Genomic DNA, 5,033 nt, shown 5'->3' with positions numbered 1-5,033 from the left:
CACCATCACTATCTTTTTGTAAATCAACTATTTGTTGACGCACACCTTGCAGCTCTTCTTCATTGCGTTCAGAAGAGGCTTTTAATTCCCGCTTCAATGCTTCATTTCTATCCCATAAATCCATTGCTAATTGTGCAGCTGGATTCACTACTGCTAATTGCGGCTTCTGCTTATTTCCTAAAGCAAATTCCAAACCTAAGTTCAAAGTAGAAAATTTATCGTCTCTTCCACTGCCTAATACGCCGTCAAAGTTTTTGTCATTCACAAAATACAAATGATAGCCCAAATCGATGTTTATGCCCGTAGCAACATTGAAGCGGGCACCTAAACCGACCGGAATAAAAAATGATTTTGTAGCCGTGGGTTTTGAAGAACTCACTTGCCCATTTTTATCCACATAATTATACCCGCTACTTGTCCCAACCTGTGTGTTATAAGCCATATAACCACCACCAGCCGAGATATAGGGCAATACCGTCGCTTGTTTATTGAGCCAATTAATCGTTCCTAAAGTAAATACGCCACTTAATGATGCTGACCAATTGATGTTTGTTTTAAACCTATCCACACCCGAAAAACCGATTAAATTATAAGAATTCTGATTGGCCTTCTGAGAACCTTTCACCTGCCCACGCATAAAATCTGCCTGCAGGCCAAAGCCATGATAAATCTGTTTTTTAATATAAGCACCGTAAACAATACCGACATGATTAAAATCAATGTTATTAAAGTCATAGGGTGCACTAAAAGGTGCTAAAACACTAGATCCGCCACCATCAATGCCAATTGACCAAGTGCGATAATCCTTAACTCCTGAGAATGGGGTAACACGTGGAATACTATCATTATTTTGTGCCCATACATTTCCAGCTAACAATATAGTTATAGCCAAAAAATAAGTTTTAATAAATTTCATCTTCATAAAATTGATTTTATTTAAAATAATCAGTCTACATCCAGCCAACTATCAGACAAACTCTATGCCATTGCCAAACAACACCACATTTGCTGAACACTAGAAAGCTTCTATTGACCCCGCTTTATCCTTTATCTTTTTTATCCCATTCAACCTCTAATTTGTCTCCAAGCTTTTGTAAATCTTCTTCAACAGATTGCAATAAAGGAATTCCTTCTTTCATATAAACAGACTCCATCGCCCTTTCCGGGTCTCCGGGAATTAACACGGGCTGATTTTCATCCGTCCTCCGGGCATTTCTAAAACGTTTAATCCAATTATCCATATGTTCCAAAAACTCTTCTTTCGGTCTGAATGCATCTACGCGCATAGCGCCCAGGAAATGCCCCAAACCCTGTCCGGGCATATTCTGTGGTACAGGGATATAAGCAGGGAAAGGCGGTGCCCAAGGCCCATACGATGCACCACTCAATACGGCAGAGAAAATATCTACAATACTACCTAAAGCGTACCCCTTGTGACTAGCATGTTCCCGATCTCCGCCAAGCGGGAGTAAGGAACCTCCCTCTTTTACCGCAAAAGCATCTGTACTTGGATTCCCTTCCTTATCCTGCGCCCAACCCAGTGAAATGTCTTGTTTTTTTCTTTGAGCTACTTCTAATTTTCCATTAGCAACAGTAGTAGTTGCAAAGTCAGCGACAAAAGCCGGCTGTGACTTCGCAGGGATAGCTACCGCAATTGGATTGGTGCCCAACATTCTTTCCGCAGAAAAGGTAGGAGCTACCAGCGCACTCGCATTGGTCATCGCCATGCCAATCATATCTTGATCTAAAGCCATCATTGCATGATAACCAGCAATGCCAAAATGATTACTATTTTTTACAGATACCCATCCTGTACCTACATTTTCGGCCTTTTGCATCGCCACTTTCATAGCATAAGGTGCTACAATCAAGCCCAAACCCCGGTCGCCGTCCACCACCGCAGTGGAAGGTGTTTCGTGCACAATTTTTATTTGTGGTCTGGGGTTTATGCGCCCAGTTTCCCAGAGACGCACGTAACCACTAAGTCTGGCAACGCCGTGGCTGTCGATCCCTCTTAAATCGGCACTCAACAATACTTTGGATGCAATATTGGCATGCTCTTGTGGACAACCGATTTTACGAAAGACAGCTAAAGTGAAATCGTATAAAAAATCGTAACTATATTTTTCGTGCATCTAAATAAAATTATTAAAGAAAAGGTATCCGCTGCAAATTACTCAAAAAACGACGAAGCTCCCGTGTAATATTTATTGAGGAAAAACAGATCATCTTATTTAATTTTGAACAAAATCAAGTCTTTTAATTTTAAATCCGATTATTCCACTGATGAATTTTTTTCAAAAAAGCCTTTTCATATTCTCCATATTAATACTCACCATCTCTTCTGTGAATGCACAAGACAGTCTGGTGAAATTCAATATCGCAAATATTCAATCTCCCTTTACATTGCAAGCGCGAAGAAATGAGTTCAAAAATTATTTATTGAACAAAACCATCAAGGAAACCTTTCTGGGGCCGCTTAATCAGAATACAGAGTATAGATTTGAAGATGCCTGGTTATCAGCAATACAGTTTATGATATGCAACCAGTATACGCAAAGAGGCATGGAAAAAATGTTCGAATTGCGCTATCTTCTAGATCAATCTGCAAGAGAAACAATGCAATTGGCATTGTATGCATTGTATCCCAAAATGTATCAAGACAAGGTATTAGAATTATTAAAACGAGAAACAAATGCAAAACTTTTTGCAATGGAAGCATTGTATTGTTTTAGAAATGATTCTTCAGAAAGTTTTATAAGAAATATTTCACTTCAAATAAACAATAAATTCGCTCAAAGCGATAATATTCCCATATTAGTTGAGTTGAAAAGATACCTGACAAATTATAGAAAAGATATCGTTGCACCGACACCGCCATTAAAGGAATTATTTAATTATCAACAGTTATGGAAACAAAAAACAATTTATAGTTTTCAACGCTGGGATCGTGATTTCACCGGTATTTGTATTATACAATATGCGGACGGCAGTTTTGCAAAAGACAGTTCAGGTAAACTGCTAACGTTTAGACAATTGGCGCGATCTGGTAGTGGGATGCCTTATTTTATTACAAATGGTAATACGCCCCAAGGTATTTATCGCATTGCAGGCATAGGTTCATCTATTGATCATTTAATTGGACCTACGCCTAATTTACAGACACTTATTCCTTTTCAAAATGATCAGGTATTTTATCGCGGCCTTCCTTACGATTCTACTGCTATAGCTTTAGACAATTACAAGATTTTATTGCCTCCTTCTTGGCAAAGTTATTCGCCCATGCAGGAAAGTTTTTTCGCGGGAAACATTGGCAGACGTTATATCATCATTCACGGCAGCACTTTAGATCCTGAATTTTTTAAAGACAAAGATTTTTATCCCCTAACACCTACAGATGGTTGTTTGGTTACCAGCGAAAGATGGGATAGTGTTTCCGGTAAACTACAAGAAAGCACACAACTCAATTTAGTTAATACCTTTCTGCGAACACCGGGAACAATGGGTCTTTTAGTCGTTGTAAACATCGATAATCAGCAAAAGGATGTCTCCGCCGAAGAAATTCAAATGCTGATAAAAAAATATGAAGAGGGATTAAAGAAATAAAAATGGCAAAAGGTCTTGTCCTCTGCCATTTTTGATCGAAAATATAGTAAGACAAACAACTAAATATTGTTTGGCTTCGTACTTCACAGCATTTTAAAATATACAAACATTGTGCGCCTTACATCCTATAAGCTAAAAACTTGCAGGCTTTATGGCAACTTTATAAAATTAAAAAGGTAAATCATCCGCGCCTTCATCCACTGGATCGCTGGCAGAGTGGGTATTTGAAGCAGCGTCATTACCGATGCCAGTACCACTATCACCACTGTGACTCTCATTATTGTTTCGCGAGCCTAATAATTGCACATTCTGAATGCGCAATGTCAGAGATGTTTTGTTATTGCCATCTTGCGTCTGATAGGTACGCGTATCCGGGTTACCTTCTGCGTAAACTAAACTTCCTTTTTTTAGATAAGGTGCTATAGCCGTTTTATCTGTCCAATAGGCACATTCAACCCAAGTTGTTCTCGGTTTCATTTCGCCGGTAGTAGAATCTCTGTATCGTTCAGTATGTGCCACACTAAAATTGATTACTGTACGGCCATTTACATTATTCACGGTACAGTCCCGGCCTAAATTCCCAATCACTTGTAGTTTGATCATAAAAATAAAGTTTAAGAGTTACTCATAATGTTGTTAGCAATATACATTTTTTTTACATAAAAGGCACAAAAAGCCAAAGTAGCTTTAAAAAAAATTCGCTTTAAAAAGGTTAATCAATTTGATTAATAGGGTTCATAAGTTATAATTTTTTCACAGCTTTTGTTTACGGAATGCTGGCAACTTCCAATGATAATAAAGCGCCAAAATACGCAAAGCAAAACAAAGAAAAAATCCCGTAGGGAATACCCAATCATTCGCCCAGCCGAAATAATTTCCAACAACCACTGCGAATGCGCCTATCAAGGCTGCCGAAGCATAAATTTCTTTTTCAAATATCACTGGAATACGATTGAGCAAAACATCACGCAGTACACCACCACCAACTGCCGTAATCATCCCAAGCATGATAGCCACTTCATTATTATGACCAAACTCCAACGCTTTTCGTGCGCCTGAAACAGCGAAAAGTGACAAGCCTAAAGCATCAAACAATAATACCGGTCGATTGAGCCATTTTGACAATGAGTCCAAACTCATTATTATTATCGCAGCAATCATGGCGATGGTCAAATAACGCCAATCAGATAACCCGGCCGGCGGAATAGCCCCAATACACAGATCCCGGATAATGCCACCCCCACAAGCCACTGTAAAAGCCACCACCAAAACACCAAATACATCAAACCCTTTATCCTTAGCGGCAACAGCACCACTTACAGCAAAAGCAAAAGTTCCTGCCAGGTCAATAAAGGTATAAAGCGAATGCAGGGGGAATGTTCAATGAAGTGTGTCAAGCTTAGGTGTTAGTTAGCGGGGGTACCCCC

At 39.2% G+C, this 5,033-nt stretch carries 5 protein-coding genes; 1 reads left to right on the top strand and 4 read right to left on the bottom strand.

What is annotated here, in order from left to right; translation table 11 throughout:
• Together ACQR30_RS06170 and ACQR30_RS06165 are read right to left on the bottom strand one after the other, a co-directional pair.
• Window positions 1-922: outer membrane protein (locus tag ACQR30_RS06170; RefSeq protein WP_429732785.1), on the bottom strand; the 922-nt coding region annotated here is incomplete at its 3' end.
• A gap of 118 nt (window positions 923-1,040) precedes the next feature.
• Window positions 1,041-2,135, bottom strand: a complete 1,095-nt coding sequence (locus ACQR30_RS06165) for an Ldh family oxidoreductase (protein WP_429732782.1) — start codon at window positions 2,133-2,135, stop codon at window positions 1,041-1,043.
• Between the two features lie 151 nt (window positions 2,136-2,286).
• On the opposite strand from ACQR30_RS06165, the gene ACQR30_RS06160 reads away from it, so the two are divergent.
• Window positions 2,287-3,606 (top strand): hypothetical protein, encoded by a 1,320-nt coding sequence (locus ACQR30_RS06160; RefSeq protein ID WP_429732779.1) that lies wholly within the window; start codon window positions 2,287-2,289, stop codon window positions 3,604-3,606.
• A gap of 168 nt (window positions 3,607-3,774) precedes the next feature.
• On the opposite strand, the gene ACQR30_RS06155 is transcribed toward ACQR30_RS06160, so the two are convergent.
• On the bottom strand, window positions 3,775-4,209 hold the full coding sequence (locus ACQR30_RS06155) for a single-stranded DNA-binding protein (RefSeq protein ID WP_429732776.1): 435 nt from the start codon (window positions 4,207-4,209) through the stop codon (window positions 3,775-3,777).
• Between the two features lie 150 nt (window positions 4,210-4,359).
• Window positions 4,360-4,950, bottom strand: coding sequence for a trimeric intracellular cation channel family protein (locus tag ACQR30_RS06150; RefSeq protein ID WP_429732788.1), 591 nt, complete (start codon window positions 4,948-4,950; stop codon window positions 4,360-4,362).
• Window positions 4,951-5,033 lie beyond the last annotated feature (83 nt).

The sequence above is a fragment of the Arachidicoccus sp. genome (assembly GCF_050436765.1).
Classification (GTDB): domain Bacteria; phylum Bacteroidota; class Bacteroidia; order Chitinophagales; family Chitinophagaceae; genus Arachidicoccus.
Note: the sequence above shows the minus strand (reverse complement) of the source record. Positions and strands in the feature narration are given on the sequence as shown.